The organism is Streptomyces sp. NPDC054840 (assembly GCF_053611065.1).
Map to the genome: position 1 here is coordinate 1 of NZ_JBSGZP010000005.1, position 24,570 is coordinate 24,570.

25 protein-coding genes and 2 pseudogenes are annotated in these 24,570 nt (G+C 71.6%); 9 read left to right on the forward strand and 18 right to left on the reverse strand.

Annotation, left to right across the window (positions count from 1 at the left end):
* Positions 1 to 585: vitamin K epoxide reductase family protein (locus ACWGIU_RS00965; protein ID WP_453701578.1), on the reverse strand; the 585-nt coding region annotated here is incomplete at its 3' end.
* Between the two features lie 192 nt (positions 586 to 777).
* Between ACWGIU_RS00965 and ACWGIU_RS00970 the strand changes: the two genes are divergently transcribed.
* Positions 778 to 1,551, forward strand: a complete 774-nt coding sequence (locus ACWGIU_RS00970; protein WP_453701579.1) for a DUF6227 family protein — start codon at positions 778 to 780, stop codon at positions 1,549 to 1,551.
* 24 nt (positions 1,552 to 1,575) lie between these two features.
* Here ACWGIU_RS00970 and ACWGIU_RS00975 read toward each other — a convergent pair whose 3' ends face one another.
* Together ACWGIU_RS00975 and ACWGIU_RS00980 are read right to left on the reverse strand one after the other, a co-directional pair.
* Positions 1,576 to 2,526, reverse strand: coding sequence for a 1-phosphofructokinase family hexose kinase (locus ACWGIU_RS00975; protein ID WP_453701580.1), 951 nt, complete (start codon positions 2,524 to 2,526; stop codon positions 1,576 to 1,578).
* A gap of 217 nt (positions 2,527 to 2,743) precedes the next feature.
* Positions 2,744 to 4,306 (reverse strand): MFS transporter, encoded by a 1,563-nt coding sequence (locus tag ACWGIU_RS00980; protein WP_453701581.1) that lies wholly within the window; start codon positions 4,304 to 4,306, stop codon positions 2,744 to 2,746.
* A gap of 62 nt (positions 4,307 to 4,368) precedes the next feature.
* Here ACWGIU_RS00980 and ACWGIU_RS00985 point away from each other — a divergent pair, with 62 nt between their 5' ends.
* Positions 4,369 to 5,349 carry a helix-turn-helix transcriptional regulator gene (locus tag ACWGIU_RS00985; protein WP_453701582.1) on the forward strand — a complete coding sequence of 327 codons (981 nt, stop codon included), beginning with the start codon at positions 4,369 to 4,371 and terminating at the stop codon, positions 5,347 to 5,349.
* A 72-nt stretch (positions 5,350 to 5,421) separates the two neighbouring features.
* Here ACWGIU_RS00985 and ACWGIU_RS00990 read toward each other — a convergent pair whose 3' ends face one another.
* On the reverse strand, positions 5,422 to 6,399 hold the full coding sequence (locus tag ACWGIU_RS00990; RefSeq protein ID WP_453701583.1) for a sigma-70 family RNA polymerase sigma factor: 978 nt from the start codon (positions 6,397 to 6,399) through the stop codon (positions 5,422 to 5,424).
* A gap of 225 nt (positions 6,400 to 6,624) precedes the next feature.
* Here ACWGIU_RS00990 and ACWGIU_RS00995 point away from each other — a divergent pair.
* Positions 6,625 to 7,063 (forward strand): annotated as a pseudogene (locus tag ACWGIU_RS00995) (N-acetyltransferase family protein).
* A gap of 23 nt (positions 7,064 to 7,086) precedes the next feature.
* On the opposite strand, the gene ACWGIU_RS01000 reads toward ACWGIU_RS00995, so the two are convergent.
* The 3 genes from ACWGIU_RS01000 to ACWGIU_RS01010 form a co-directional block, all read right to left on the reverse strand.
* Complete coding sequence (locus tag ACWGIU_RS01000) at positions 7,087 to 7,848, reverse strand: dioxygenase family protein (protein ID WP_453701615.1); 762 nt, start codon at positions 7,846 to 7,848, stop codon at positions 7,087 to 7,089.
* Positions 7,849 to 7,969: 121 nt separating this feature from the next.
* Positions 7,970 to 9,502, reverse strand: coding sequence for an MFS transporter (locus ACWGIU_RS01005; RefSeq protein WP_453701584.1), 1,533 nt, complete (start codon positions 9,500 to 9,502; stop codon positions 7,970 to 7,972).
* 62 nt (positions 9,503 to 9,564) lie between these two features.
* Positions 9,565 to 10,305, reverse strand: coding sequence for a TetR/AcrR family transcriptional regulator (locus ACWGIU_RS01010; protein WP_453701585.1), 741 nt, complete (start codon positions 10,303 to 10,305; stop codon positions 9,565 to 9,567).
* Positions 10,306 to 10,574: 269 nt separating this feature from the next.
* On the opposite strand from ACWGIU_RS01010, the gene ACWGIU_RS01015 reads away from it, so the two are divergent.
* Positions 10,575 to 11,852, forward strand: a complete 1,278-nt coding sequence (locus tag ACWGIU_RS01015; protein WP_453701586.1) for a M6 family metalloprotease domain-containing protein — start codon at positions 10,575 to 10,577, stop codon at positions 11,850 to 11,852.
* 121 nt (positions 11,853 to 11,973) lie between these two features.
* On the opposite strand, the gene ACWGIU_RS01020 is transcribed toward ACWGIU_RS01015, so the two are convergent.
* The 8 genes and pseudogenes from ACWGIU_RS01020 to ACWGIU_RS01055 all read right to left on the reverse strand — a co-directional run bounded on the left by ACWGIU_RS01020 (position 11,974) and on the right by ACWGIU_RS01055 (position 20,137).
* The gene (locus ACWGIU_RS01020; protein WP_453701587.1) at positions 11,974 to 12,750 is read right to left on the reverse strand and encodes a thioesterase II family protein; all 777 of its coding nucleotides are present in this window, start codon (positions 12,748 to 12,750) and stop codon (positions 11,974 to 11,976) included.
* Positions 12,747 to 13,685 carry a beta-ketoacyl-ACP synthase III gene (locus tag ACWGIU_RS01025; RefSeq protein ID WP_453701588.1) on the reverse strand — a complete coding sequence of 313 codons (939 nt, stop codon included), beginning with the start codon at positions 13,683 to 13,685 and terminating at the stop codon, positions 12,747 to 12,749. Before ACWGIU_RS01025 ends, ACWGIU_RS01020 begins: the two co-directional genes overlap by 4 nt.
* 290 nt (positions 13,686 to 13,975) lie before the next feature.
* Positions 13,976 to 17,518 (reverse strand): HelD family protein, encoded by a 3,543-nt coding sequence (locus ACWGIU_RS01030; RefSeq protein WP_453701589.1) that lies wholly within the window; start codon positions 17,516 to 17,518, stop codon positions 13,976 to 13,978.
* Positions 17,519 to 17,640: 122 nt separating this feature from the next.
* Complete coding sequence (locus ACWGIU_RS01035; RefSeq protein ID WP_453701590.1) at positions 17,641 to 18,369, reverse strand: 4'-phosphopantetheinyl transferase family protein; 729 nt, start codon at positions 18,367 to 18,369, stop codon at positions 17,641 to 17,643.
* On the reverse strand, positions 18,287 to 18,586 hold the full coding sequence (locus tag ACWGIU_RS01040; protein ID WP_453701591.1) for an SCO4225 family membrane protein: 300 nt from the start codon (positions 18,584 to 18,586) through the stop codon (positions 18,287 to 18,289). Before ACWGIU_RS01040 ends, ACWGIU_RS01035 begins: the two co-directional genes overlap by 83 nt.
* A 170-nt stretch (positions 18,587 to 18,756) precedes the next feature.
* Positions 18,757 to 18,963 (reverse strand): annotated as a pseudogene (locus ACWGIU_RS01045) (thioredoxin-disulfide reductase); the annotation flags it as partial.
* A gap of 67 nt (positions 18,964 to 19,030) precedes the next feature.
* On the reverse strand, positions 19,031 to 19,462 hold the full coding sequence (locus ACWGIU_RS01050; protein ID WP_453701592.1) for an arsenate reductase ArsC: 432 nt from the start codon (positions 19,460 to 19,462) through the stop codon (positions 19,031 to 19,033).
* Between the two features lie 45 nt (positions 19,463 to 19,507).
* Entirely contained in the window at positions 19,508 to 20,137 is a 630-nt protein-coding gene (locus ACWGIU_RS01055) for an arsenate-mycothiol transferase ArsC (RefSeq protein ID WP_453701593.1), read from the reverse strand.
* Between the two features lie 76 nt (positions 20,138 to 20,213).
* Between ACWGIU_RS01055 and ACWGIU_RS01060 the strand changes: the two genes are divergently transcribed.
* The 4 genes from ACWGIU_RS01060 to ACWGIU_RS01075 are packed head-to-tail and all read left to right on the forward strand — an operon-like array spanning position 20,214 to position 22,983.
* The gene (locus tag ACWGIU_RS01060) at positions 20,214 to 20,528 is read left to right on the forward strand and encodes an ArsR/SmtB family transcription factor (protein ID WP_453701594.1); all 315 of its coding nucleotides are present in this window, start codon (positions 20,214 to 20,216) and stop codon (positions 20,526 to 20,528) included.
* Between the two features lie 37 nt (positions 20,529 to 20,565).
* Positions 20,566 to 21,360 (forward strand): aquaporin, encoded by a 795-nt coding sequence (locus tag ACWGIU_RS01065; protein ID WP_453701595.1) that lies wholly within the window; start codon positions 20,566 to 20,568, stop codon positions 21,358 to 21,360.
* The gene (locus ACWGIU_RS01070) at positions 21,357 to 22,397 is read left to right on the forward strand and encodes an ArsO family NAD(P)H-dependent flavin-containing monooxygenase (protein ID WP_453701596.1); all 1,041 of its coding nucleotides are present in this window, start codon (positions 21,357 to 21,359) and stop codon (positions 22,395 to 22,397) included. The genes ACWGIU_RS01065 and ACWGIU_RS01070 overlap by 4 nt, the downstream gene beginning before the upstream one ends.
* A gap of 40 nt (positions 22,398 to 22,437) precedes the next feature.
* The gene (locus ACWGIU_RS01075) at positions 22,438 to 22,983 is read left to right on the forward strand and encodes a DinB family protein (RefSeq protein ID WP_453701597.1); all 546 of its coding nucleotides are present in this window, start codon (positions 22,438 to 22,440) and stop codon (positions 22,981 to 22,983) included.
* Here ACWGIU_RS01075 and ACWGIU_RS01080 read toward each other — a convergent pair.
* The 3 genes from ACWGIU_RS01080 to ACWGIU_RS01090 all read right to left on the reverse strand — a co-directional run bounded on the left by ACWGIU_RS01080 (position 22,976) and on the right by ACWGIU_RS01090 (position 24,216).
* Positions 22,976 to 23,449 (reverse strand): N-acetyltransferase family protein, encoded by a 474-nt coding sequence (locus ACWGIU_RS01080; RefSeq protein WP_453701598.1) that lies wholly within the window; start codon positions 23,447 to 23,449, stop codon positions 22,976 to 22,978. The two genes, ACWGIU_RS01075 and ACWGIU_RS01080, sit on opposite strands and share 8 nt — an antisense overlap.
* An 11-nt stretch (positions 23,450 to 23,460) precedes the next feature.
* Positions 23,461 to 23,784 (reverse strand): ArsR/SmtB family transcription factor, encoded by a 324-nt coding sequence (locus tag ACWGIU_RS01085; RefSeq protein WP_453701599.1) that lies wholly within the window; start codon positions 23,782 to 23,784, stop codon positions 23,461 to 23,463.
* Between the two features lie 66 nt (positions 23,785 to 23,850).
* The gene (locus tag ACWGIU_RS01090) at positions 23,851 to 24,216 is read right to left on the reverse strand and encodes an ArsR/SmtB family transcription factor (protein ID WP_453701600.1); all 366 of its coding nucleotides are present in this window, start codon (positions 24,214 to 24,216) and stop codon (positions 23,851 to 23,853) included.
* Positions 24,217 to 24,300: 84 nt separating this feature from the next.
* Here ACWGIU_RS01090 and ACWGIU_RS01095 point away from each other — a divergent pair.
* Positions 24,301 to 24,570 (forward strand): hypothetical protein (locus ACWGIU_RS01095; protein WP_453701601.1); only part of this gene is annotated, 270 nt, incomplete at its 3' end.

Consider the following 24,570-nt stretch of genomic DNA (forward strand, 5'->3'; position numbering starts at 1 on the left):
GTGCAGGGCGGGCGGGGCCCAGCCGAATTCGGTGAAGAAGCTTCGCATCGGGCCGGGGGCGGGAAGGACGCGCGTACGGACGTTGTGCGCGGTGACCGCCCAGAACATCAGCAGGGTCGCGACCCAGGCCAGGCAGCACCACAGGCAGAGCGCGTTGATCTCATAGAGCGACTGGACCATCAGCCAGCTGCAGAAGCCGACGCCGAAGAGGGTGCCGGCGTTCAGTCCGAGCCAGAACCAGCCGCGGTGGCGGGCGCCCGCCAGCAGGCCCACGCCGACGCAGACCACGACGGCGTACGCGACGAGCCCCAGCATCGGATTGGGGAAGCCGAAGGCCGCCGCCTGCTCGCTCGTCATCACGCTGCCGCAGGAGACGACCGGGTTGAGGCTGCACGCGGGCTTGAAGTCCGGGTCCTCCAGCAGGAGGAACTTGTCGAGGGTGATCACCCACGAGGCCAGCAGCCCTGCCGATCCGGTGACGGCCAACAGCCAGGCCAACCCCCTCGGTACGGCGCTCTGTTCGCCCTCGTGTCCACTGCGGGGCCGTACCTGCTGGCGCGGGAGGCCCACTGTATTCGTTGCCATGCGGCCCATACTCCCGCGCTCCCCCTCAGATCGGGCCCAACCGTGCGCATTCGTATGCAAGTCGACCTGAAGGTGTGGCGGGAACCTCCGATGCTTCCCGGACGTTTTACCGAACCCCGGACGTGATGTCAGAACCAGGGGTTACGTTGAGCTTCCGCGAAGTGACAAGCTGCGACGGCCTGGAGACCCACCTTGAGCGATCCGTACGAGACAACCGAGACGCACCTCGAACGACTCCTCGGCCGCGCCCTCAACTCCTTCGACCTGCCGGACAGGCTGGTCGAGCGCCTCGGTACGGCGCTCGCCCACAACTCTTCGCTCTACACCACGCACCACAGCCCGGCGGCGGGCATCTGGCGGGAGACCCACCGGCACACCTATCTGCTGACCGACGGGGGGTCGCTCTCCCTGTGGGAGCTGACCTACCGGCTGGAGGGCGACCGGTCCGTCCGGCACGAGGTCTTCGCGAGCAAGGCGGAGACCTGCTTGGCCGTGACCCGGCTGTTCGGTGAGGCGGCCGCGGGGGCGGCCCCGGATTCGGTGCTGGTGCCGGGCGAGGACGAGCCGGAGAGCGACGTGGCGCTGCTCAGCGCGCTGTACGCGGCCCCGGCAACCTCGGCGCGGCGGCACCGGGAGTACGCGGTGGAGGACTCCGCCGACCACGCCCGGCGGGTGCTGCGCCGCGCGGAGAACGCCGACCGGCCGGGCGAGCCGGTGGCGACGCTGCTGCGGTCGGCGTACGCGCACCAGATCACGCAGGCGTTCGGCGCGCGGCAATGCCTCGCGGACGGGCGGGGCGCGGGTTTCAGCCTGTACGAGCACGCCTTCGTACTGCTGGACGGGACCGAGGTCAGCCTGTGGGAGGTCGAGCACACGGCGACGCCCGACGGGCGGCACATGTGCGAGGTGTACGAGAACGAGGCGACCGCCCGCGGAGCGATGGAACTGCGCGCCCGCGTACGGTGATCCGGCCCGGCCGGCTGGGCACCTCTAGGCCGCACCGGGGTCGGTGAGCTGGAGGTCCAGGGGTGGGTCCTCGGTGATGCGGAACCGGTCGGGGCGCAGGTCCGCCGGGGTCGGCATGGCGCTGCCCGGCTGCGGGGCGGCGGCTGCGGCGTGTGCCAGTGCCGAGGCGAGGGCGCCCGGGCCGGTGCCGCCCGCGATCAGGAAGCCGGCCAGCGAGGCGTCGTCCGCCCCTGCGGCGCCGCGCACGGCCGGGGCCGGGGCGGTGCCGTAGTAGGTGCCCTCCGCCGAGACCAGCAGCCGGCCGTCCCCGCCGAGGGAGGCCAGTACGGCCCCCGCGCCCCGTTCACGGAGCTCTTCGGCGGCCTTGATCACGTCCCCCAGGGTGGGCAGCGGGCGGCCCACCGCGGTCGCCAGGCCGGAGGTGTCGGGCGTGATCACCTCCGGCCGGGCCGCCGGCACCTCCTGCAGTGTGGGGCCCGAGGAGTCCAGGGCGATACGGGCGCCCGCCGCGTGCGCCTGGGCGACCAGGTCGGCGTACCAGTCGGGCCCGATACCGCGCGGGGGGCTGCCGCAGCAGGCGACCCAGGCGGCTTCGGCGGCGGAGGAGCGGACGGTGTCCAGGAGGAGGGCGGCTTCCTCCGGGGAGAGCGCCGGACCGGGCGAGTGGATCTCGGTGCGGGTGCCGTCGGGTTCGGTGAGCGCGATGTTCGAGCGGGTCCGACCGGTGATCGAGACGGCCGTGACGTCCACGCCCTGCACGCCGAGGAGTTCGGCGAGCAGGATGCCGGGGGCGCCGCCGAGGGGGAGGACCGCCGTCGTACGGACACCCGCGGCGGCCACGGCGCGCGAGACGTTGACGCCCTCACCCCCGGGGTCGGCCCGTTCGCCGTCGGCGCGCAGCACCCGGCCGCGGTCCAGCGGGGGGACGTCGTAGGCCCGGTCGAGGGAGGGGTTGGGGGTGACGGTGAGGATCATGCGGCAACTTCCGTACCGGCGGCCTCGGTCAGGGCCTTGTGGGCGGGGGCGAGCCCCGTGTCCGTCTCCGGTGCACACATCTGAATTTACGTCCGTTTCGTTCCCTATGTGGTGGATTCGCACCACTGTACGCAGGGGTGTGGAGGGAAACAAAAAAGGAACGGACATGCCGCCCCGGAGGGCGGGCATGTCCGTTCGGTGCTGCGCGGGGGCCGGCTCAGGCGGCCGGAACCTTCTCCGGCGTACGGCCGGCGTGCTCGGCGGCGCCTTCGCGCTCCTCCATCGCGAGCGCCCTGCGCGGCAGTACGAACATCACCGCGAAGATCACGACCAGGACGGCCACGACCCACCACAGCGCGCCACGGAAGGCCTCCACGTACGGCGGGCCGAAGACCATGTCGTCGTCGATCAGCCCGAAGAAGACCACGGAGGTCAGAGCGAGACCCAGTGCGTTGCCCATCTGTCCGGTGGTGTTGATCAGGCCCGAGGCGGATCCCGCGTGCTCGCGCGGCACCTGGGAGAGCACGGTGTCGTTCAGCGGGGCCACGATCAGGCCCATGCCGACGCCCATGACGATCAGCGGGGCGGCCATCTGCCAGGAGGCGATCTCCATCCCGTAGTGCTGCGACTCCCAGATGTAGAGGAGCAGACCGGCGGCCATGACCAGCGCGCCGGCCTGGAGCACCTTGCGGCCGAAACGGGGGACGAGCTTCTCGACCGAGAGGCCGGCGGCGACCGAGACCGCGATGGAGAACGGGATGCCGGTCAGACCCGCGCGCAGCACGCTCCAGCCGAGGCCCATCTGCATGTACATCGTCCAGACCAGGAAGAAGATGCCGGTCGCGATTCCGAAGGTCAGCTGGACGGCGATACCGCCCGCGAAGCTCTTGACCTTGAAGAGGGAGAGCTCGACGAGGGGGGAGCCATCCTTCTTGATCTTGTACTTCTCGTACGCGATGAAGGCGGCGAAGACGAACGGCGCCGCGCTCATGCAGACGAAGCCCCACAGCGGCCAGTCGTTCTCGTGGCCGTGGGTCAGCGGGAAGATCAGCAGGACCAGGGCGAGGGTGGCGAGGACGACGCCTACCAGGTCCAGACGCAGCGCCTTGGGGGCCTTGGACTCGGCGATGAACTTGCGGCCCAGGATCACGCCCATGATGCCGACGGGCAGATTGATCAGGAAGATCGGGCGCCATCCGAGACCGAAGAGGTCCCACTCGATGAGCAGCGCGCCGAGCAGCGGGCCCGAGACGGCGGCGAGGCCCACGATCGCGCCGAACATGCCGAAGACCTTGCCGCGCTCCTGGGGCGGGAAGGTGACGTGGATGATCGCCAGGACCTGCGGCACCATCAGGGCGGCCATACCGCCCTGGAGGAGGCGGGCCACGACGAGGATGTCCGGGTTCGCGGCGATGCCACAGAGCAGCGAGGCCACGGTGAACCCGGCGATGCCGATGAGGAAGACGCGCTTGCGGCCGTAGATGTCACCGAGACGGCCGCCGGTGATCAGGCCCGCGGCGAAGGCGAGGGCATAGCCCGCCGTGATCCACTGGATTGCGCTGGTGGAGGCGCCGAAGTCCTCCCGCATGGTGCGGATGGCTATGTTGACGATCGTGACATCGACCAGGTCCATGAAGGCCGCGGTCATCACGATGGCGAGCGCCAGCCAGCGGCGGCGGTCGGCGGGCGAGCTGGGTGCGTCGTGGGCTACGTCGTTCCGCTCTTCTTGTACGGGCCCGTTCTCTCTTTCGGGCGATGTCCTGAACGTCTCGGTGCTCATGAAGAGAAACTTAGACGGCGTCTAGGTCAGTCTGTGTCCTATTTCGCTGGCAGCCTGGATTCATGACCGACACACCTGGACGGCTGCTGTCCCTGCTGTCCCTTCTCCAGACACCGCGGGAATGGCCCGGGAGCGAGCTCGCGCTGCGGCTGCACGTGAGTGCGCGGACCATCCGGCGTGACATCGAGCGGCTGCGGGACCTCGGCTACCCGGTGGAGGCCACCTTGGGCGCCGAGGGCGGATACCGGCTGGTGGCCGGGGCGGCGATGCCCCCGCTGCTGCTGGACGACGAGGAGGCCGTGGCGATCGCGGTGGGCCTGCGGGCGGGGGCCGGCCACGCGATCGAGGGGGTCGAGGAGGCCTCCGTACGGGCCCTGGCGAAGCTGGAGCAGGTCCTGCCCTCACGGCTGCGGCACCGGGTGAGCGCGCTCCAGTCGGCCACGATCGCGCTGTCCCGGGGGGACGGGGCGAGCGTCGACCCGCGGACGCTGACCACGATGGCGGCGGCGGTCGCGGGGCCGGAGCGGCTGCGGTTCGCGTACCGGGCGGGGAACGGGGCCGAGACGCGGCGGCTGGTGGAGCCGTACCGGCTGGTGAGCACCGGGAGCCGGTGGTACCTGGTCGCCTACGACCTGGAGCGGGAGGACTGGCGGACCTTCCGGGTGGACCGGGTCGACGAGGCCTTCGCGACGGGGGCCCGGTTCGTGCGGCGGGACATGCCGATGGAGGCGGAGGAGTTCGTCCGGCGGGGGCTGCGGGGTGGGGAGAAGCAGCCGTACCGGGTGGAGGCCGACTTCGCGGCCGGCCCGGCGGAGCTGCCGGCCTGGCTGCGGGCCGCGGCCCTGCCGGGTGACGGGACGGGGACCTCGGTGAGCTTCGAGAGCGCGGACGCGCCGGAGTGGACGGTGGCGCGGCTCGCCCTGACGGGGCTGGCGTTCACCGTGCGGGAGCCGGCGGAGCTGCGTGCGGCGGCCGGGGCGCTGGCCGCCCGGCTCACGGGGGCGGCGACTGCGGCGGATCTGGCGGCGGCGGACCCCGGCTGACCGGCCCGGGCAGGAGAGAGCCCCGGCGCCTGGGGGGGATAGGCACCGGGGCTCGTTCGGGGGCGGGACCTGTCAGGCCACCGCGTCGAAGCCGGTGTCGCGCGCCATCCGCTTCAGTTCCAGCAGGGCGTGCTTCTCGATCTGGCGGATCCGCTCCCGGGTCAGGCCGTGCTGCTTGCCGACCTCCGTCAGCGTCCGCTCGCGGCCGTCGTCGATGCCGTACCGCATCTTGATGATCGACGCCGTGCGCTGGTCGAGCTTGCCCAGCAGGTCCTCCAGCTCCTCGCTGCGCAGCAGGGAGAGCACGGACTGCTCGGGCGAGATCGCCGAGGTGTCCTCCAGGAGGTCACCGAACTGCGTGTCGCCGTCGTCGTCGACCGACATGTTCAGGCTGACCGGGTCGCGGGCCCAGTCCAGTACGTCACCCACGCGCTTCTCCGTCGTGTCCAGCTCGGCGGCGATCTCGGTGTGCTCCGGTTCGCGGCCGTTCTCGCGGTTGAACTCGCGCTGGACGCGTCGGATCCGGCCGAGCTCCTCGACCAGGTGGACGGGGAGGCGGATGGTGCGTGACTGGTCCGCGATGGACCGGGTGATCGCCTGCCGGATCCACCACGTGGCGTACGTGGAGAACTTGAAGCCCTTGGCGTAGTCGAACTTCTCGACCGCGCGGACCAGGCCGGCGTTGCCCTCCTGGATCAGGTCGAGGAGGGGCAGACCGCTGCGCGGATAGCGCCGGGCGACGGCCACGACGAGGCGGAGGTTCGAGCGGATGAAGACTTCCTTGGCCCGCTCGCCCTCGGCGGCCAGCGCCTCCAGCTCCTCGCGCGCCGGGGTGTCCCCGTCTCGTTCTATCGCGCCGTCGAGGATCTGCTGGGCGTAGACGCCCGCCTCGATGATCTGGGAGAGCTCCACCTCTTTTGCGGCGTCGAGCAGCGGGGTGCGCGCGATCTCGTCCAGGTACATGCCGACCAGGTCGCGGTCTGCGATCTCCCCGCCCACAGCGCGGGCGCTGCTCGTGGACTGACGACGGGCGACGGCGCGGGTTGCCATGCGTGCTCCCTTGCGAAGTGTTCGGTCGCGGTGCGGCTGGTGGACGCCGCCGGAACGGCTGCCGACCGGTCCGCTGCGTCACGGACACTCTCCCGAGTGCCCGCTTCCGAAGGAAACAACGACTGGAATCGGGACAGAATTCCCACGCCGCCCCCTGATTTTCGAGATCTTGCAGTATCCTGCCCCGCCACGGGAGGGGAGCGAAAGCCGCGAGGATTCGAAGAGGTGCAGGTCAGGCCCGGAACGGAAGCCGACCTGCCGCTCCTCACCGACATCTACACCTGTGACTCCGTGAGATTGCCGTCACATTCGACACAGCCGTTTTCACTCCGGAACAGCGCCGCCCCTGGCTGCACTCCCACCCTGAAGACGGGCGGCACCGGCTTCTGGTTGCCTGGACAGGCGATCGAATGGCCGGATACGCCACGAGCAGCACATTCCGCACCAAACCGGCCTACGCCACCTCGGTGGAAGCGAGCGTCTGCCTCACCTCGCCCCGCACGCGGTCCGACAGGGCATCGCCACCCTCCTCTACGAGGCCCTCTTCGCGGCCCTGGCCAAGGAGCCCGTGCACCGCGTGTTCGCCGGGATCGCCCTGCCGAACGAGGCCTCGGTGCGGCTCCACGAGCGCTTCGGGTTCCGCCGGATCGGAGAGTTCACGTGAGGGGTCCGGCGCGTTCGCAGCTCCTAGCCGAACTGGAGGGAGCGCTTCGAGAGGCCCATCCAGAAGCCGTCCACCGGGGTGCGGGCGGCGGTCAGGTCGGATTCGGCCGCACCGAGGGTGACGAAGAGCGGGGCGAAGTGTTCCGTGCGGGGGTGGGCCAGGCGGCCCGCCGGGGACTTGTGCGCGAAGTCCAGCAGGGCGTCCACGTCGGACACGGCCAGGGCCTCGCGGCCCCACGCGTCGAACTCCGCCGACCAGGCGGGGACGCCCGGGCCCGTGTGGCGCAGCGCCGCCAGGTTGTGGGTGAAGAAGCCGCTGCCCACGATCAGCACGCTCTCGTCGCGCAGCGGGGCGAGCTTGCGGCCGATGTCCATCAGGCCGGCCGGGTCCAGCGTGGGCAGGGAGATCTGGAGGACCGGGATGTCGGCCTCCGGGTACATCTCCACCAGAGGGACGTACGCCCCGTGGTCCAGGCCGCGGTCGGGAATGTCCTGGACGGGGGTGCCGGGGGCGCGCAGCAGCTTGCGGACCGAGGCGGCCAGCTCCGGGGCGCCGGGGGCGTCGTAGCGGACCTGGTAGTAGTGCTCCGGGAAGCCCCAGAAGTCGTACACGAGCGGGACGCGGTCCGTGGCGCCGAGGGCGAGCGGGGCCTCCTCCCAGTGGGCGGAGACCATCCGGATCGCCCGGGGGCGCGGCAGGCCGGCGGACCAGGCGGCGAGCTCGCCGGGCCAGATCGGGTCGTCGACCAGCGGGGGTGCGCCGTGGCTCAGGTACAGGGCCGGCATGCGGGTCACAGGGGGCGCTCCTCCGCGTAGTTGAAATGCGTACTGAAACAGACTAACCCCGTCTCGTTCAAATTTGAACGAGACGGGGTCATCAGTCATTCCGTGGGGTCCTCGGCCCCGGTCAGTGGGCGAGCACCGGGACCTTGAGCTCTGCCTCGTCACCGGAACCGGAGGCCACCGGGCCGCCGGCACCCGGACGGCCGGTGTTGATCAGCGTCAGCGCGATGACCGAGCTGGCGACCAGGATGCCGACCGCCCACCAGATGGCGGACGCGTAGCCCTCGACCATGGCCTGCGCCTGGATCAGCTGACCGGCCGGGCCGCCCGCCGCGGCCTCGGCCGCGTGGTCGGCCAGGTAGGCGGTGGTCGCCGAGGCGGCGATGGTGTTCAGCAGCGCGGTGCCGATGGCGCCGCCGACCTGCTGCGAGGTGTTGACCATGGCGGAGGCGACACCGGCGTCGGCCGGGTTCACCCCGTGCGTGGCCAGGGACATCGCCGGCATGAACGCCGTACCCATACCGAGGCCGAGCAGCAGCTGCGCCGGCAGGATCAGCGCCGGGTACGAGGAGCCGACCTCCAGCTGGGTCAGCAGCAGCATGCCGAGGCCCGCGACCATGAAGCCCGGACCCATCAGGAGGCGCGGCGGGACCCGCGTCATCAGGCGGGCGCCGATCTGGGTGGAGCCCGCGATCATGCCCGCGATCATCGGCAGGAAGGCGAAGCCGGTCTTGACGGGCGAGAAGCCCTTCACGACCTGCAGGTAGTAGGTGAGGAAGAGGAAGAGGCCGAACATCGAGATGACGGCGAGGCCGAGCGAGAGGTAGACACCGCCGCGGTTGCGCTCCAGCAGGACGCGCAGCGGCAGCAGCGGGGACTTCACCTTGGACTCGACGAGGACGAAGGCCGACAGCAGCAGCGCCGAGGCGACGAACATGACGACCGTCAGGGCGTCCGACCAGCCGGCGGACTCGGCGCGGGTGAAGCCGTACACGAGGGCGACGAGACCGGTGGTGGACAGGATCACGCCGGGGATGTCGAGGGGCGCGCGGTTGCGGGACCCGGCGGGCTCACGGATGACCATCCAGGCGCCCACGGCCGCGACGATCGCGAAGGGGATGTTGACGAAGAAGGTCCAGCGCCAGTTCAGGTACTCGGTCAGGAAACCGCCGAGGATCAGGCCGACGGCGCCGCCGCCTCCCGCGATGGCTCCGTAGATACCGAAGGCCTTGGCCCGCTCCTTGGCGTCGGTGAACATGACGGCGAGCAGCGAAAGGGCCGCCGGTGCGAGCAGCGCGCCGAAGGCGCCCTGGAGCGCGCGGGCGCCGAGCATCATGGCCTCGCCGTTCGCGGCGCCGCCGAGCGCGGAGGCCAGGGCGAAGCCGATGAGACCGACGACGAAGGCGTTCTTACGGCCCCACTTGTCGGCGATGCGGCCACCGAAGAGGAGCAGTCCGCCGAAGGCCAGCGCATACGCGGTGATGACCCACTGGCGGTTGCCGTCCGAGATGCCGAGGTCGGTCTGGGCGGAGGGGAGGGCAATGTTCACGATGGTCGCGTCGAGGACGACCATCAGCTGAGCCAGGGCTATGAAGACGAGTGCCTTCCAGCGGCTGGGATCGGCAGCCGGCGCGAGGCTCGCGGCTGTTTTTGACATGGGGATACCCACTTCACTGTCCGGAATGACTGAAAAAGGCTAGTTCGTAAGCTTTATGTGTGTCACATGGTTTTCTGCCGCAGGTCACCCAAGGACGTTGCCGAGCCCGGGAGTTCGGACCGGGCCGGGGCCCGCAACCCGTCGAGGAAGAGCTGGAGATGGCGGTGGGCGAAGCGGTCGGTGTCGATGCACGCCGTGCCCGGGAGGGGGCGGCTGAGCTGGGAGAGGGCGACCATCAGGTCGCCGACGCCGATGTCCGTGCGGACCAGCCCGGCGTCCTGGCCCGCGGCCAGCAGGGTGACGACGGCCTCCTCCAACGCCGCCTGCGCCGCGAGGAGTTCGGGGTGGTCGCCGTCGAATCCATCGGCGAGCATCGGGCACATGGCGCCGATCCGCTCGTCCGCGGCGGCGTGCGTGAACCGGCACAGGGCGGCGAAGGCGTCGGGCTCCTCGGCGAGGGAGGCCTCGGCCGAGGCCGTCACCCGGCCCATCGTGAAGAGAACGACATGGCGGACGAGGGTGGGGCGGTCGGGGAAGTGCCGGTAGAGCGTGGCATTGCCGATTCCGGCCCGGCGGGCCACCTCGTCGAAGGGGGCCGCGGAGCCGGATTCGACGAAGGCCTCGCGAGCCGCCGCCAGGATCCGCTCTCGGTTGCGGACGGCGTCGGCGCGCGGACGCGCAACGCCGGTCGCGGACACCTGCGCCTGCCCTTGCGCCTGCGCCTGCGCCTGCGTCTGCCTCTCCGTCTGCGCCAGGTGCGGGGTGCGCGGGAGTGCCGGGGCGGTGCTGGTGGAGCTCTTCATTCCGGGGCCTCCCTGGTGCGGACTCGCGGGCTCGTGCTGCGGACTGCGCGACCACCCCACCCAAACGGGGAGCCGCTCCCCGCTTAGTGGGACTCACGTACAAACGGGGATCCGGTCCCCGGTTATTTCACTCCTCCGTGTGACCTGAGTCACGGGCGTGTCCACGTTCGGCCTCTTCCGGCGCGCGGGCGCGCCGCGCCCGGCGGAGGGTGATCGAACAGAGCGCAGACCGGGCAGGGCCGGCTGCCGCGGACCCGAAGGCGATCTCCATGCCGCAGACCCGCCACCGGATACGCAGACCACGTCGCACCAGCGCGTACATCGGCCTGACCGCGCTGGCCCTCGGCGTCACGACGACCGCGAGCACGGGCATATCCAGTCGCGGCAACTCGGCGGCCGGAGCGGTGGCCACGACCGTGGAAGCGGCTCTCGCGCCCTGCCGGATCGCGGGCACCATGGGGGTGCAGATGTCCGAGGGCATGCCGACCCCACCCGGCTACTCGCGCTCGACCGGCGAGATCCGGGCCCTGAATCTGATGATCGACTTCCCCGACGCCAAGGGCGAGGGCACGGCGGCGGACCGGATGGCGGAGTTCTTCCCCCAGACGGCCGAATGGTTCCGCACCAGTTCCTACGGCCGGCTGGCCTACCGGGCCGAGGCGCCGATAAGGGGCTGGCTGCGGATGCCGATGCCCTTCGCCGCGTACGGGATCGAGCGCGGGTCCGCGTACGAGCCGGGCTACCGGCAGCTCGTCGAGCACATAGCGAAGGTCGCCGACCCCGAGGTGGACTTCACCCGGTACGACCTCATCAACGTCCTGGTCACGCCGAACGCCGGGCCGTCCGCCCTGGACACCGTCCTGTCGGTGACCTTCTCGGGCAACGGCGAGGCTCCGGTCGCCGACGGGGTGCCGCTGGCCAACACGTCCTTCGTCTACAGCCGGCAGGACGACGGCTCCGGCACCTACCAGGAGACCGGGTACCGGGTGCTCCCGCACGAGAACGGACACGTCTTCGGGCTGCCCGACCTCTACACCGCCGACGGCGGGAGCACGGTCGGGCACTGGGACATCATGAGCGAGGACTGGGGTGCCAACAACGACCTGATGGGCTGGCACAAGTGGAAGCTGGGCTGGCTGGACAGTACGCAGATCAGCTGCGCGGCCAAGTCGGGCACCAGCGACCACACCCTGTCCCCGCTGGGGATACGGGGCGGCACCAAGCTGGCCTTCGTCCCGCTGTCGGAGAGCGCCGGGTACGCGGTGGAGGTGCGCACCCGGGCCGGGAACGACGAGGCCGTCTGCAAACCGGGCGTCCTCATCTACAAGGTGGACTCCGACGTGGACACCGGGCACGGCCCGATCACGGTGTCGGACAGCGCGAGCACGAGCGGCGGCTGCACCCGGCGGCCCAATGTGCACGCGGAGCTCTCGGACGCCCCGTTCCGGCCGGGCGAGACCTTCACCGACGAGAAGGCGGGCATCAGCGTGTCCGTGGTGGGTGAACTGCGCAACGGCAGTTACCAGGTCCGCATCATCCGGCCGTGACGTCCCGCCCGGCGGGAACCGGTCCCGGTCCGGGGGCACGCGCCACGTGGCTCCGGCCCTTCGGCATGCCCGGGGGCGCCGAAGGGCCGTCCCGGCCGCCCAGTCAGCCCGCTCAGCCCGCTCAGCCCTCCCTGAGCGCCCGGCGCAGCACGTCCACGACCGTGGGGCGGTGCTCGTCGGCGAGCAGGAAGAAGTGGTCGCCGTCGAACCGGAGCACCTGGCACGCCCCGGTCGTGTGGGCGGCCCAGCCGTCCAGCGGTCCGTGCGGGACCAGGGGGTCCGCCGTGCCACCCAGCACGTGCAGCGGCACGTCGATCCGTACGTCCTCGAACCCCACCGCGGCCTCCCGGCTGAGTTCGAGGTCCGCCCGCAGGACGCGCGTCACGTGCGCAAGCATGTCCGGATCGTGCAGCACCCACTCCGGGGTGCCCCCGCCGTCCCGCAGCAGCCGGACGGCATCCTCCTCGGTGGTGGTCCCGTGGGCCCGGCGCGGGGTCCGGCCGGGGACCTGCCCGCTGACGACGGCCGCCCGGCAGTGCGGGCCGAGCAGCCGCGCGGCGCGGGTGGCGAGGAGCGCGCCGAGGCTGTGCCCGAAGACCACCGTGGGCAGCGGGTCACGGCCGAGCACCTCGTCGGCCACGGAGTCCAGTACCTGGTCGAGCCGGCAGCCCGGCGGCTCGCCGAACCGGCGCTCCCGCCCGGGGAGCGAGAGCCCGAGCACTTCCACGTGGTCGGGCAGCGGCTCGACCACGGGGAACAGGGTGTTGGGGCCCGACCCGGAATGCGGGAACACCAGCAGCCGCGCCCGGGGCGCAATCGTCGCCTCCCGCAGCCGCAGCAGCGGCCACCACGGCACGCGCGGGGACTTCATCGCCGTCGATCCGTCGGCGGCGGTCACGGGCAGTTGATGATCTGGCCGGCGTAGGACAGGCCCCCGCCGAACGCGAAGAGCAGTACGGGCGATCCCTTCTCGATCTCACCCCGCTCGATGAGCTTGGAGAGCGCCAGCGGGATGCTCGCGGCCGAGGTGTTGCCCGAGTCGACGACGTCCTTGGCCACGACGGCGTTGATCGCGCCTATCTTGCGCGCCAGGGGTTCGATGATCCGCAGGTTGGCCTGGTGGAGGACGACGGCCCCCAGTTCCTCGGGCTTCACACCGGCCCGCTCGCAGACCTGGAGGGCGACCTCGGGGAGCGTCGTCGTGGCCCAGCGGTAGACCGACTGCCCTTCCTGGGCGAAGGTGTTGGACGGCGCCTCGATGCGTACGGCCCGGCCCATCTCGGGTACGGATCCCCACACGACCGGGCTGATCTCCGACTCCTCGGAAGCGACGACGACGGCCGCGCCCGCACCGTCGCCGACGAGCACGCAGGTGGTGCGGTCCGTCCAGTCTGCGAAGTCGGTGAGCTTCTCCACGCCGATGACCAGGGCCTTCGTGGCGGAACCCGTCCGTATGCTCTGGTCGGCCAGTGCCATGGCGTGCGGGAATCCGGAGCAGGCCGTGTTCACGTCGATGGCGGCGGGAGCCTTCGCCCCGACCGCGGCGGCCACCCGGGCCGCCATGTTGGGCGAGCGGTCGAGCGCCGTGCAGGTGGCCACGATGACGAAGTCGATGTCCGCACCGGTGAGTCCGGCGTTGGCCAGTGCGTGCTCGGCGGCCCTCGTGGCCATGTCCGAAACCGACTCGTCCGCGGCCGCCACACGGCGCGTCTTGATTCCGACCCGGCTCTGGATCCACTCGTCGGTGGTGTCGACCATCTGCTCGAGATCGGCATTGGTCAAGACTTTCGACGGCTGATAGTGCCCGAAGGAAAGGACACGCGACCCGACCATCAGTGTTTCTCCTCGCTTCGTGGACCCCCGCTGCGGATCCTGATCGACCGATGGTCAGACTATGCAGCGGCCCGGCCGGACTCACCCCTTCAGCAGGCTGTTTTCCGCCGACACCAAGGGCAGTTCAAGCCGATCCGGCATCGGCCACGCCGACGTCGCCCACCGCGGCACCGAAGCACCGGGCGGTGGCGGCGGGCACGGTCCCGGGGCGGGGGCGGTGAGCAGGTGGTAGCCGGCGTTCACGTAGCCGGTGTCCACGTACCGGCGGCCACGGTCCGGTCGGCTCCTCCTCAGCTCTGCGGGTGCTGTCCCAGCGCGATGCCGGTGTCCTTGCCGCCCCATCCTTCGGGGCTTCGCCAGATGACGTGGACGCCGAAGACCTCGCGGACGGTGTCCGCGGACCAGTCCTCGGCCGGAGCTTCGGAGAGGACCAGATAGAGGCCGTCGGCCGGTGAGGGCAGGGTGTGGTTGATCTCCAGCAGGCGGGTGGCGCCCGAGCGGAGGTCCGCGTACGCCGAGTGGCCGGCGCCCAACGCCTCGTAGAGGAAGAGCCCTTGCCCGGTGACGCAGGCGACGTCGACGACCGGCGAGTCGGTCGGCTGGAGGTCGGACCAGAAGAGGGACGACTTCAGGGCGTGGCGGACCGCCTCGTGCTTCTTGCACGTCCGGTCGGCTTCGGCCGACGCTTCCAGCGCGCGCAGGAAGCCTTCCTTCGTGGTCGAAGCCGGCGCGGTCGTGTCTTCCGCGAGGGTCATCTGCTCTACGTCCTTCTGCTCGGGCTGCGGTGGGGCGGGGACTGCGGCTGCGGCTGCTGGTACGAGTCCGGTCGCTGCGGCTGCGGCGGTCGCGTCGGGGACCGTGCCCGGGTCGTCCGGTCGCGTGTCGTCGGCGAAGCGCTCCTGGAGGGCCCGGTGCGCCTCCGCCAGGGTGTCCGTCCAGCCCGAGGCCGTCAGGTGTTCCCGGAGCCGGGCGGGGTCGAAGGTGCCTTCCTTCAGGGCGCGGTTGGTGCTCGCGGCGAGGTCGCGCAGAACGCCCAGCCTGTCCCTGTCCGGGGAGTCGAACAGGTGGAGCACATCGACCCAGTCGGCCTGGTCCCTGCGCAGGACGCGGTTGGCCATCCCCTGCAGCTCGGAGAGCCTGCCGCGGGCGTCGGGCACGTCTCCGGCGCTCTCGGTCAGCTCCCGGAGCACGTCCAGGGCCGCGAGGTAGCGCACCGCCATCCTCGCCGAGACGGGCGACCGGCCGCGCTGGTCGGAGGTGAGGACCGTCTGGTTCGTCTCGTTCGCGAACACCCAGCAGTCCAGCTTCTCGCCACGCCGCGGGGGAACCGAACCGTGGCGGACGGTGAGGACCAGCAGACGGTCGAAGCCGGGGGTGAGGGACTTGACCTTGTAGCGGCCGCCGGGGGCCTGGTCCACGACCTCGACCCGCACATCGGCCCCGATCCGGGGAAGCCGGGTCACGGGTGCCTCCAGGTCCGGCGCCGCCCCCGCCGCCGCCTCCGTATCCGCATCCGTATCCGCATCCGTATCCGTCTCCTTCTCCGTATCTGCCTCCGTATCCGCCTCCGTATCCGTCATGGCCGTGACCGCGGCCTCGGACGCCGGAGCCCCGGAGCCGTCCGCGGAGCCCGTGAGTACCTCCGGCAGCGGGGCGGTGTGCAGGACGGTCAGGCTCTGGGTGCTACGGGTCAGGGCCACGTACAGCTGCCGAAGGCCCGCGGGACCGCGGGCGGCGATGGTGGCGGGCTCGATGACCAGAACGTGGTCGTACTCCATGCCCTTGGCCTGGGCGGCGGCCAGCACGGAGACGGCCGAGCGGTGCGGCGCGCCGATGTCGCCGCCCTCGTGGATCCTGCGGCCGATCGCGTCGAGCCAGTCCGAGTCGTCGGGGACGATGACGGCCACGGAGCGCAGGGTGTTCCCGTCGCTGGTGCCCACGAGGCGCGTCACGTGGGCGACCGTGTCGTCGAGGAGCTTCCACGGCTCGGTCGCGACCGTCCGTACGGCGTCCTCGCCGGCCTCGCGCACGGCCTGCGGGTAGGGCAGGGCCGGTGCGATCTCCCGGGCGAGGGGGGCGACGAACTCCATGATCTCGGCGGGCACGCGGTAGCTGGTGTGGAGCTCGGCCACCCGCCAGTCGCCGTCGTCGGAGAGGAACGTGCCGAGGCGGTCCCAGCTCACCGGGATGTGGGGGCCCGTCGCCTGCGCGAGGTCGCCCAGGACGGTCATGGAGCCACCCACGGCGCAGCGTCGCCGCAGGGCGCGGGCCTGCATGGGCGTGAGGTCCTGTGCCTCGTCGGCGACGATGTGCCCGTAGCGGCTCGGGGTCTCCCCGCTGATGAGGGCCCGCAGCTCTTCGAGGCAGACGTGGTCGTCGAGGGTCCAGGGATCGGCGTCGGCGCTGGCGGCGCGGGGCCGCAGCAGGGCCGCCTGCTCCCCCTCGTCGAGGATGCCGTCGGCGCAGGCGCGCAGGACGTCGGGCGAGTCGTAGAGGGTGCGCAGGGCCTCCCTGGCGCCCGGGGACGGCCAGACACGTTCGATGAGGCGCTCGACCCTGCGGTTGCGTTCCAGGTCCCGGCGGATCGTACCGGCCTGCCCGCGGCGTGGGGCGATGTCGGAGAGCACCTGCAGCAGACGGTCGACGAGCAGGCCGCGGAAGCGGTCGCGGCGCTCCCGGTAGGGGCTGTCGCCCTCGTGTGCCTGGTCGAGGAGGGCGAGGACCTCGGACCGCGGTACGCGCAGGGTCGTACTGCCGGCGGGGACGACGATCGCCGGCTCGTCGCCTTCGAAGGAGGGCGCGACGACGAGGTCGTCGAGCGCCTCGGGACGGTAGTCGTTCTCCACGCGGCGGCGCAGGACGGCCGCCATTCGCTCGTCGGACTTCACGCGTCGCGCCTGCGGGGAGTCGGTGCCGAGTATCTCGCCGTCCCACAGGCGGTTCAGCTGGACGGCGTTGACGTCCCGGGTGCCGAGCGTGGGCAGGACCTGGCCGACGTAGTCGAGGAACCGCTGGTGGGGGCCGATCACCAGGATGTCCTGGGCCTTGAAGTGCTCGTTGTTGACGAGCCAGGTCACGCGGTGGAGACCGACCGCGGACTTGCCGGTGCCCGGTCCGCCCTGCACGACGAGGATGTCGGAGGGGGAGCCGGTGACCAGCTCCATCTGGTCGCGGCGGATGGTCTCGACGATGTCGCGCATGCGGCCGCTGCGCGACCGCTGGAGCTCGCGCAGCAGGAAGTCGTCGGGCTGGAGGTTCTTGGGGCGCTGCCGACGGACGATGGCGCCAGGGGTCGGGGACTCCGGCCGGGGCTCCGGAACGGTCGTGGGTACGGGTACGGGTCGGGGTACCGGTTGGGGTACCGGTTGCGGTACCGGGGCGGGAGAGGCGGCCGACGGGGCGATGTCGTCGAAGTAGCCCTCGACGATCCGCTGGACACAGCGCAGTTGGCGCCGCAGCGTCACCTCACCGGGGCTCTCGGGCCGGGCGTCCAGCCACTTCCGCGCCAAGGGGCTGGTCCACTGCAGCACCACCGCCTCGTTGGCGGCGTCCCACACCACCCGCCGACCGACGTACCAGGGGCGGGGATCCTCCCCCGGTTCCTCCGGCGCGTCGACCCGGGCGAACACCAGTGCCTCGTCGCCGAGTCCTCCGTACGAAGCGGCGCGCGCCTCCGCGTCGATCCGGTTGGCGATCGAGTCCTTGCCGCTCGCCGAGGCCGAGGCCGCCGACGTTCCGTTCATCTCGGCCAGTCGCGCGGTGTAGCAGTCGTACGCGTGGTCGACGGCGCGCTGCTCGACGGCGAGGTGCTCGTCCCGAGTGGTGGTGCTCATGTACGTCCTCCCTGCGGCGGCCGAAGGGACACCGCTACGGGCCTGCGCCCGTACCCCGCTGAAACAACTATCAGAGAGGAGCCGCTGACGAACACTCAGTACATGAGTTCCCGGTCCGGGCGTCAGCGCCAGTTCGCCGAGGGAGCGCGCAGCGCGAGCGCGGCGGCGTAGCCCTCGGGCGCCGGCAGGTCGGTGAGGGACCAGTGCGGGCGCACGGAATCGGCGGCCGGACCGGTCCCCAGGTAGGTCCGGTGGCCCTCGTGCCCGAGCCCCGCTCCGGTGCCCTTGAGATGGGCCTCCTTGCGCGTCCACAGGCGGGCGAACGCCGCGGGGCGCTCGGCCTCCGGGAGCGCGGCCAGTTCGGCACTCTCGTCGGGGTGGAAGAAGTCCTCGCTCTGCGCCACCACCCGTGGCGTCGGCAGGGCTTCCACGTCCACCCCGACCGGCGTGGAGGCGCAGGCCACGAAGACCGCGTCGCGGCTGTGCGACAGGGAGAAGTGGGCGCGGCCGCCGACGAGGACCGGTCGCCCGTCCGGGCCGCCGCACTCGGGGCAGGCATCCCGGGTCATCACCAGAGCGTGCGGCGCGGTGTCGAGGAGGGCCCCCAGCAGCAGCCTCAGCGCCACGTGCGCGACGAGGTAGGAGCCGCGGTCCTGGGGGCGCGCGAACCGGTCGGCCCGCCGGCGCTCGGCCGCGTCGAGCACGTCGGGCGCGAGGCGCTCCGCGAAGGGGGCCTGCGTCACGGCGTCCGCGAACCGCACCAGCGCCTCACCGGGAGCGGGCATCCGCTGCGCGCCGACCGGCCGGTCGAGCCGCAGCGCGGCGGAGCTGAGGCCTGCGGGTGTGATCATCCGGAAATCCTATCCAAGGACTGCGAGGACGCCGCGGTGGTCGACACGGAGACCGGGCAGCCCCGAGCGGCTGCCCACCACCCGCCGTGCATCCCGGGTGCGGTGCGGTGGCCAGCATCGGCCAGATGCCGGCGAACCCGGCGTCGCCCGTCCGTACGAGCACGTCCACCCAGACCAACAGCCCGACCATCAGGGTCAAGTAGCCTGCGGAACCCACACTTCAAGTCTTGACCGACGCCGTCTCACGACTTCTCCCGTTCGTCCGACAGCAGTATCGGAACGGTCGGACCTGTGCGCCTGAGTAAGGCTACTCAGGCGCACGTGCGCACTGCCTACGCTGCTGAGGCGCCGGTGGGCTCGGGCGGCCGACGGAGCGGGCTTCGGCCCTCAGCCTGCCGCTACGAGCTCGGACCCGTCGGTCGGCACGGCGTCACCGAGGGCCGCGAGGTACCGCTCGGCGTCCAGGGCCGCGGAGCATCCGGAGCCGGCCGCCGTGATGGATTGGCGGTAGATGTGGTCCACCACGTCGCCCGCACCGAAGACACCGGCGATGCTCGTCCGGGTCGTGGGTGCCTGGGTCTTCAGGTAGCCCTCCGCGCCTGAGCCGATGATGACCTCGCGCACATCACCGGTCCCCGTAGGGGTGGTCGTCATGATGTGGTCAGCCCTCCTGCTTCTGGGTGCTCTTGGCGTCGATCTCGGCGATGAGGCCCTCGATGAGGCCCTTGATCTCGTCACGGATGGGGCGCACGGCATCGACGCCCTGGCCGGCCGGGTCCTCGAGGTGCCAGTCGAGGTAGGTCTTGCCGGGGAAGTACGGGCAGGCGTCGCCGCAGCCCATGGTGATGATGTAGTCGGACGCCTGGGCGGCCTCGGGGGTGAGGACCTTCGGCTTCTGGTCGGAGATGTCGATGCCCAGCTCGGCCATGGCGGCGACGGCGGAGGGGTTGACCTTGTCACCGGGGACCGACCCGGCGGAGCGGACCTCGACGCGGTCACCGGCGAGGTGGCGCAGGAACCCTGCCGCCATCTGGGAGCGGCCCGCGTTGTGGATGCAGACGAACAGGACGGAGGCGGCGGGAGCGGAGGACATCTGTTCTTCCTTGGGTTGATTCAACTGCGGTGGGGACGTGGGGTTCTACGGCGCGAGCCGCGCGAGAAGCTCGGTGACGTGGGCGTCGATCGTGTCGCGGATACCCCGGACGACGGCGATCGGCGCATGGTCGGGGTCGGCGACCGGCCAGTCGAGGTAGCGGCGGCCGGGGACGACCGGGCAGGCGTCGCCGCAGCCCATGGTGATCACGATGTCGGCTGCCTGCACGACCTCTTCGGTCAGCGGCTTGGGGTAGGCGTCCACGAGGTCCACGCCGGCCTCGGTGAGGGCCTGTGCGATGTGCGGCTCCACCGTGTCGGCCGGGTGGGTGCCCGCCGAGGAGATGGTGACGCGCTCACCGGCCCGGTGGGCGAGGAGGGCGGCGGCCATCTGGGAGCGGCCGGCGTTCCGGCTGCAGACGAACAGCACCCGCGTCGGCCCGCTCACCAGCCCTTGGGTGTGGGCGAGTGCGTCCAGGCGCTCGGCGGTCAGCCGCTCCGCCGGTACCACCAGGTGCGTACGGATCCGAGCGTGTTCGGCAAGGAGCGCGTACGAGTCGGCGAGCAGGCCCAGCACGGTCTCCGGCGCGAAGCGGCCGGCGTACCGGGAGGCGAGACGGGCTGCCCCGGCGGCCAGGCGTTCGTCCGGCAGGAGGGGCGAGGAGGGCGTGGGCATGGCGGTCCCGTTCAAAGGAGCCAATAGGATCAGCTTGGGCTGGTGTCAGCCCCAGCTGATGTGACAGTATCAGCACATGATGACGTCAGTCGACACTGAACTGATCCGAGTCCTGGCAGACCCCCTCAGGCTTCAGATCGTGACCCTGCTCTCCCGCGAGACGCTGTGCACCACGCACCTCGTGGAAGAGACCGGCGCCAAGCAGACCAACCTCTCCAACCATCTGAAGGTGCTGCGAGAGGCCGGGGTCGTGGAGACCGAACCGTGTGGCCGCTTCATCTACTACAAGCTCCGCCCGGACGTCATCGAGGCCATCGCCGGTCAGTTCGCCGACCTCGCACAGACCGCGCGTGCCACCGCCGACGCGAACCTCAAGCGGTCCTGCCCGTAGCCCGCTTCCTGCCTCACCTGCCCGAGGAGAACCTGCCTTGACCGCCACCGTGCCCGTCGGCGCCGCCCCCGCAGCGGAGTCCGTCGTAGCCGCCGACGCACCCCAGCCCGCGCCCGGCGCCACCCCGCCCAGAACCCCGCTGATCGCCCGCGCCGCAGCCGAGCTGGTCGGAACCGCCGCCCTGGTCGCGACCGTCGTCGGCTCGGGCATCCAGGCGACCCAGCTCACGAACGACGTGGCGCTGCAGCTGCTGGCCAACTCCACGGCCACCGTCTTCGGCCTCGGCGTCCTCATCGTGCTCCTCGGGCCGGTCTCCGGCGCCCACTTCAACCCGGCCGTCACCCTGGCCGAGTGGTGGACCGCCCGCCGCGGCGGCGCCGGCGTCACCGCCCGCGAGCTCGCCGTGTACGTGCCCTCGCAGATCGTCGGCGCCATCGCGGGCGCGATCCTGGCGGACGCCATGTTCGGCGAGCCCCTGGTGAAGTGGTCCACCCACGACCGCTCCGCCGGGAACCTCCTCCTCGGCGAGGTGGTCGCCACCGCCGGCCTGATCCTGCTGATCTTCGGGCTGGCCCGCACCGACCGCCTGCGCTTCGCACCCGTCGCGGTCGCCTCGTACATCGGCGCCGCGTACTGGTTCACCTCGTCCACCTCCTTCGCCAACCCGGCCGTGACGATCGGGCGTGCCTTCACGGACACCTTCGCGGGCATCGCCCCCGCCTCCGTGCCCGGCTTCATCGGCATGCAGCTGGTCGGCGCCGTGGTGGGCCTCGGCCTGGTGGCGGTCATCTTCATGCGCGGGAAGACGGACAGCGAGCGGCCCGCCGCATGACGCAGCACGCGGATGTGGTGGTGGTCGGCGGCGGCCAAGCAGGACTCGCCGCCGGCTACCACCTGCGCCGGGCAGGCGTCGACTTCACCATCCTCGATGCCCAGGCCACTCCGGGCGGGGCCTGGCAGCACGCGTGGGACTCGCTGCATCTCTTCTCCCCGGCCGCCTACTCCTCCCTGCCCGGCCGCCTCATGCCGCAGCAGGAGGGCAAGCCCTTCCCGGACGTCGCGCACGTGCTGGAGTACCTCGCCGACTACGAGAAGCGGTACGAGCTCCCCGTCCAGCGCGGCGTCCGCGTCACCTCCGTCCACGACGCCTCACCACTCCTGCGCATCGAGACGGACACCGGCGCCTGGACCGCCCGGTCCGTCATCAGCGCCACCGGCAACTGGTGGCGCCCCTTCCTGCCCGCCGTTCCCGGCCGGCCGGACTTCCAGGGCCGCCAGCACCACACGGTGGAGTACCGCAGCCCCTGGGACTACGCCGGCCAGCGCGTGATCGTCGTGGGCGGCGGCAACTCCGGCGCCCAGATCGCCGCCGACCTCGCCCCGCACGCCACCGTCCGCTGGGTCACCCAGCGGCCCGCCCGCTACCTCCCGGACGAGATCGACGGCCGCGCCCTCTTCGAACTCGCGACCCAGCGCGTCCGGTCCGGCGGTCCCCGTATCTCCGACCTCGGCGACATCGTCGCGGTCCCGCCCGTACGCGCGGTCCGCGACGCCGGCCTCATCCCCGACCACCGGATGTTCGACAGCCTGACCGCCGCCGGGGCCCGCTGGACCGACGGCAGCACCTGGCCCTGCGACGCGATCATCTGGTGCACCGGCTTCCGCCCCGCGCTCTCGCACCTGACCCCGCTGGGCCTGCGTACCGAGGCCGGCCGCATCCCCACCGAAGGCACCCGCGCCGCCGCCGACCCGCGGATCCACCTCCTCGGCTACGGCGACTGGACCGGCCCGGCCTCCGCCACCCTCATCGGCGTCGGCCGCACCGCCCGGGATGCCGCCCGCGAGATCGCCGAGCTCCTCAGCGCCTGAACCGCCCAGGAGCGGGAATCATCGCGGCGAGCAGGCCGTGATGAGCGAGATCGGGATGGACCGGCAGGCCGTGCACGCGGACTACGAGCGCGCGCGGCAGACCTTCCACGATCTGCTCGACGGCGCCGCGACGGCCGACCTCGCCCGCCCCACGCGCGGTACCCGGTGGACCAACGAGCAACTGCTGTGGCACATGCTCTTCGGCTACGTGATCGCCCGGGTGCTGCTGCTCCTGGCCGGCGTCTTCGGGCGGCTGCCCCGCAGCGCCGGCAAGGCCTTCGCCCGGGCGCTGAACGCCGCGACCGTACCGTTCGACCGGGTCAACTACGTCGGCCCCTGCGGGGCGGTGAAGGTCTTCGGGCCGCGCCGGACGGGCGCCGCCGTCGACCGCGTCATCGATTCCCTGCACCGCCGCCTGGCAGCGGAGTCGGATGCCGACCTGGCCCGTGGCATGCACTACCCCGTCCGCTGGGACCCGTTCTTCCGGGACTTCATGACACTTGCGGACATCTACCGCTACCCGACGCAGCACTTCGACTTCCATCGCCGCCAGCTCACACTCGACGGTGGCGGGGCCATCAGCTGACCGCCGGGCTGCGGCGCTCCAGCAGCACCACGTCGCGCCACACACCGTGGTGGCGGCCGATGCGCTCGCGGGTGCCGATGACCCGGAAGCCGGCACGCGCGTGCAGGGCGAGGCTGGCGGAGTTCTCGGGGAAGATCCCGGACTGGATGGTCCAGATGCCCGCCGCTTCCGTGGACGAGATCAGCGCCTCCAGCAGGAGGCGGGCGACGCCTCGGCCGCGGGCGGCGGGGTGGACGTAGACGGAGTGCTCGACCACTCCCGCGTACGCGCACCGGTCGGACACCGCGCTCACGGCGACCCAGCCCAGCACCGTGCCGGCCTCGTCCACGGCGGCGAACCGGTGCCGGTCCAGCTTCGCCGCGTCGAACGCGGACCAGGTCGGGGCCTCCGCCTCGAAGGTGGCGTTGCCCTCGTCGATCCCGGCCCGGTAGATCGCGAGAACCTCGGCCGCGTGCGCCGCGGTCATGGGGATCACGTTCACGGCTGCCGTCCCACGATCGCGTCCACCGCGGCGGGGAAACACTCCAGGCAGGCGGCATTGACCTCGTAGCGTGTCGAGGTGCCCTGGCGCTCGGGGAGCACGAACCGGACCTCGGCCAGCACCTTGAGGTGGTGGGAGACCGTGGACTGGCCGATCGGCAGCCTCTCCGTGATTTCCCCGACGGCCATGGGCCGACGCTCGCGCGCGAGCAGGTTGAGCAATTGGACCCGCATGGGGTCGGCGAGGGCCTTGAACCACCCGGCATACCTCTGCGCGTCGGCAGGGTCGAGGCCCTGTACGGACTTCCGCTTCTCATTCATCGACAATCGACGATAGTCGATGGACACCCGGGGAGCCAGTGCCGCGAGGCGTTCCGGCCACTGCCGTCAGACCGTGGTGCGGCTCAACAGCTGCCCCATGGCGGCCAGCACGCTGGGCTCGACCCGATAGAACACCCACGTTCCCCGTCGCTCGGAGGACAGCAGCCCCGCCTCCTTGAGCTTCTTCAGGTGGTGGGAGACGGTCGGCTGCGAGACGCCGACATCGGAGATGTCACATACGCACGCCTCGCCGCCCTCGTGGGAGGCCACCGCGGAGAACAGGCGCAGGCGAACGGGGTCGCCGAGGGCCTTGAACATCTTCGCGGCGGCCCCGGCCTCGTCTGCGGACATGGGGCGCTCGGTCAGCGGCGGGCAGCACGGGGCGACGGCCTGATCGGCTTCCAGGAGCGGCAGAACCTTCGCATTCGACATGCATCTATGTTGACACACGTCGAAGCAGTTCGACAGGCCTGCTACCTGCCCGGCGAACGAGGCAGGCCTGCGACAATCGGCCGCATGCAGCACCCGACCGGTGAAGCCCTCCGCCCCCGGGAGGGCCGGACGGTACGGGCGGCCGAAGGTGCCGGACGCCGCGACGACTGCCCGTGCCGCCGGCCTGCCACCGCCGTCCAGGTCGACAACGAACCCGCTCCCGTCCGGCCGGACCCCGGAGACGCGGCGGCTGGTGCGGATGTCCACCTCCAGGCGAGCGGCATGGGCGGCGAGGTGGGCAACAACCTCACGCACAGCCAGACCCGACCGACCGCCGCCTTATCACCGCACGTC

Excerpts from the sequence above, each read along its gene's own strand:
- ACWGIU_RS00975 (WP_453701580.1), bottom strand. The coding sequence starts at position 2,526 with ATGATCCTCACCGTCACCCCCAACCCCTCCCTCGACCGGGCCTACGAC.
- ACWGIU_RS00980 (WP_453701581.1), bottom strand. The coding sequence starts at position 4,306 with ATGAGCACCGAGACGTTCAGGACATCGCCCGAAAGAGAGAACGGGCCC.
- ACWGIU_RS00985 (WP_453701582.1), top strand. The coding sequence starts at position 4,369 with ATGACCGACACACCTGGACGGCTGCTGTCCCTGCTGTCCCTTCTCCAG.
- ACWGIU_RS00990 (WP_453701583.1), bottom strand. The coding sequence starts at position 6,399 with ATGGCAACCCGCGCCGTCGCCCGTCGTCAGTCCACGAGCAGCGCCCGC.
- ACWGIU_RS01000 (WP_453701615.1), bottom strand. The coding sequence starts at position 7,848 with ATGCCGGCCCTGTACCTGAGCCACGGCGCACCCCCGCTGGTCGACGAC.
- ACWGIU_RS01005 (WP_453701584.1), bottom strand. The coding sequence starts at position 9,502 with ATGTCAAAAACAGCCGCGAGCCTCGCGCCGGCTGCCGATCCCAGCCGC.
- ACWGIU_RS01010 (WP_453701585.1), bottom strand. The coding sequence starts at position 10,305 with ATGAAGAGCTCCACCAGCACCGCCCCGGCACTCCCGCGCACCCCGCAC.
- ACWGIU_RS01015 (WP_453701586.1), top strand. The coding sequence starts at position 10,575 with ATGCCGCAGACCCGCCACCGGATACGCAGACCACGTCGCACCAGCGCG.
- ACWGIU_RS01025 (WP_453701588.1), bottom strand. The coding sequence starts at position 13,685 with ATGGTCGGGTCGCGTGTCCTTTCCTTCGGGCACTATCAGCCGTCGAAA.
- ACWGIU_RS01030 (WP_453701589.1), bottom strand. The coding sequence starts at position 17,518 with ATGAGCACCACCACTCGGGACGAGCACCTCGCCGTCGAGCAGCGCGCC.
- ACWGIU_RS01035 (WP_453701590.1), bottom strand. The coding sequence starts at position 18,369 with ATGATCACACCCGCAGGCCTCAGCTCCGCCGCGCTGCGGCTCGACCGG.
- ACWGIU_RS01050 (WP_453701592.1), bottom strand. The coding sequence starts at position 19,462 with ATGTCCTCCGCTCCCGCCGCCTCCGTCCTGTTCGTCTGCATCCACAAC.
- ACWGIU_RS01055 (WP_453701593.1), bottom strand. The coding sequence starts at position 20,137 with ATGCCCACGCCCTCCTCGCCCCTCCTGCCGGACGAACGCCTGGCCGCC.
- ACWGIU_RS01060 (WP_453701594.1), top strand. The coding sequence starts at position 20,214 with ATGATGACGTCAGTCGACACTGAACTGATCCGAGTCCTGGCAGACCCC.
- ACWGIU_RS01070 (WP_453701596.1), top strand. The coding sequence starts at position 21,357 with ATGACGCAGCACGCGGATGTGGTGGTGGTCGGCGGCGGCCAAGCAGGA.
- ACWGIU_RS01075 (WP_453701597.1), top strand. The coding sequence starts at position 22,438 with ATGAGCGAGATCGGGATGGACCGGCAGGCCGTGCACGCGGACTACGAG.
- ACWGIU_RS01080 (WP_453701598.1), bottom strand. The coding sequence starts at position 23,449 with ATGACCGCGGCGCACGCGGCCGAGGTTCTCGCGATCTACCGGGCCGGG.
- ACWGIU_RS01085 (WP_453701599.1), bottom strand. The coding sequence starts at position 23,784 with ATGAATGAGAAGCGGAAGTCCGTACAGGGCCTCGACCCTGCCGACGCG.
- ACWGIU_RS01090 (WP_453701600.1), bottom strand. The coding sequence starts at position 24,216 with ATGTCGAATGCGAAGGTTCTGCCGCTCCTGGAAGCCGATCAGGCCGTC.